Origin of the sequence: uncultured Cyclobacterium sp. (genome assembly GCF_963976465.1) — a bacterium.
GTDB lineage: Bacteria > Bacteroidota > Bacteroidia > Cytophagales > Cyclobacteriaceae > Cyclobacterium.
Map to the genome: position 1 here is coordinate 1 of NZ_CAXBOC010000695.1, position 1,908 is coordinate 1,908.

The window sequence follows — 1,908 nt, forward strand, 5'->3', positions numbered from 1 at the left end:
AAGACGCTATGACAAGAGCTGCTACAAAGCATATGAATTTCGTAAATATGGGAGCTGATTATGACGTTCTCAATTCTTGGACTAAATAACAATATCATGAACAGTATTAGAAACAATGTACAATTGATTGGAAGATTAGGCGCAAAAGCTGATTTCAAAACAGTAAAAGGAGACACTCCGATGGTAAAATTAAACCTTGCCACTAACGAGTTTTACAAAAATAGCAAAGGAGAGAAAGTGGAAGAAACTTATTGGCATAACCTGGTGGCCTTTGGTAAAACGGCCGAAATAATAAACAAATATACCGACAAAGGTTCTGAAATTTGCATTCAAGGCAAACTGGTCAATCGTTCTTATGAAGACAAAGACGGGCAAAAAAGGTACATAACAGAAGTCCAAATCAACGATGTATTGCTTATGGGTGACAAGTCCAAGGCCTGAATTTCAAGTAAACTTAAATCCTGGATACAGATTACAGTCTCTTTTTGTATCCAGGATTTATATTACACACCACTCTCTGCACATTTATAGAATGGCGCATAAGGCAAAGGCTATAGCAATTGGTTCTACATCACCGTACCTCTCCCAGCAATAAAGCCTAACCTATAGGGAATTAGTTCTTTTTGGATTTAGGCATTTCATAATCTTTGCGTTTTTATCTTTTTTAAACTTATCTTTTTACCTTTATTTATTATTGGTTTAAGCTATTTAAAAGCTTATCTCAACAATCCCTAGTCTCACCTAGGGATTATGGTCTTATAAACCCAGTTTCAAATAAAAATTTATTATGATTGTACACCAAGTATTCTTTTGGCTTCATAAGCCTGAAAAAGATTTAAACGCAGTTCTAGAAGGTTGCAAAGAAATTGCGCAAGCAGAGAGTGTAAAAAGTTACGCCATAGGCAAACCTGCTGCTACGGAAAAACGAGAAGTAATTGATGACAGTTACGATATTGCCCTAATGGTTAATTTTGAAAGCATTGCGGATCATGACCTGTATCAAGAAGATCCTATTCACCTCAAATTTATTAAAGACCATAAAGACAAATGGGCTTCGGTCAAAATTTATGATTTCGAAGTTTGATAAAATAGAGGCTTTCTTACTAGAAAGCCTCTTTTAATTTTAATTATTCACTTCTTCGATTATTGTATTGTGGTTGGTATAGATACAAATATCAGCTGCTATGGTTAAACTTTCTTCCACCATTTCCTTTGCCGTTAAGCCGGTGGCAAATTTCTTTAATGCCCTGGCAGCAGATTGAGCATACATACTACCGGAACCAATTGTTGCGATCCCCATATCCGGCTCAATAACATCCCCAGTACCGGAAATAATCAATATATCCTCAGCATCAGCCACAATCATCATGGCTTCCAACTTGCTTAGCATTCTATCTGTTCTCCATTCCTTTGCCAATTCCACTGCAGCTCTTTTCATATTGTTGCTGTAGGCCCCCAGTTTCTCTTCAAATTTTTCCAAGAGTGTAAAAGCGTCTGCTGTTGATCCTGCAAAACCGGTTACAATTTTACCTCCCTGCAGTTTTCTTATTTTATTGACACTGCTTTTGGCAATGGTATTCCCCATCGTCGCTTGCCCATCCGCACCTATGGCTACTTTCCCCTCATGCTTTATGGCAACTACGGTAGTCGATTTAATTTTTTCCATTTTTGTTTTTAAACTATTTCTCAAAAACCATACTTAAAACAAAAAGTCCTATTTCTAGGACTTTTTGACATTGTTTAATGATTGGATATGTCAGATTAACAACCTAACAGGATCTTCAAGTAAACTTTTTAAAGTTTTAAGGAAAGCTGACCCTACAGCTCCATCCACCACTCTGTGGTCACAAGATAAGGTAACTTTCATAACATTGCCTATTTTGATTTCTCCATCTTTTACAATTGGCG

The 1,908-nt window shown here is 36.7% G+C and carries 4 protein-coding genes; 2 read left to right on the forward strand and 2 right to left on the reverse strand.

What is annotated here, in order from left to right; genetic code table 11:
* Nucleotides 1-96: 96 nt before the first annotated feature.
* Together ssb and AAC037_RS23990 are read left to right on the forward strand one after the other, a co-directional pair.
* Entirely contained in the window at nt 97-441 is a 345-nt protein-coding gene (gene ssb, locus AAC037_RS23985; protein ID WP_339906183.1) for a single-stranded DNA-binding protein, read from the forward strand.
* Between the two features lie 346 nt (nt 442-787).
* Nucleotides 788-1,084, forward strand: coding sequence for a Dabb family protein (locus tag AAC037_RS23990; protein WP_339906185.1), 297 nt, complete (start codon nt 788-790; stop codon nt 1,082-1,084).
* A gap of 39 nt (nt 1,085-1,123) precedes the next feature.
* Here AAC037_RS23990 and hslV read toward each other — a convergent pair whose 3' ends face one another.
* Nucleotides 1,124-1,666, reverse strand: a complete 543-nt coding sequence (hslV, locus tag AAC037_RS23995) for an ATP-dependent protease subunit HslV (protein WP_339906187.1) — start codon at nt 1,664-1,666, stop codon at nt 1,124-1,126.
* Nucleotides 1,667-1,756: 90 nt separating this feature from the next.
* Nucleotides 1,757-1,908: 2-oxo acid dehydrogenase subunit E2 (locus AAC037_RS24000; RefSeq protein ID WP_339906189.1), on the reverse strand; the 152-nt coding region annotated here is incomplete at its 5' end.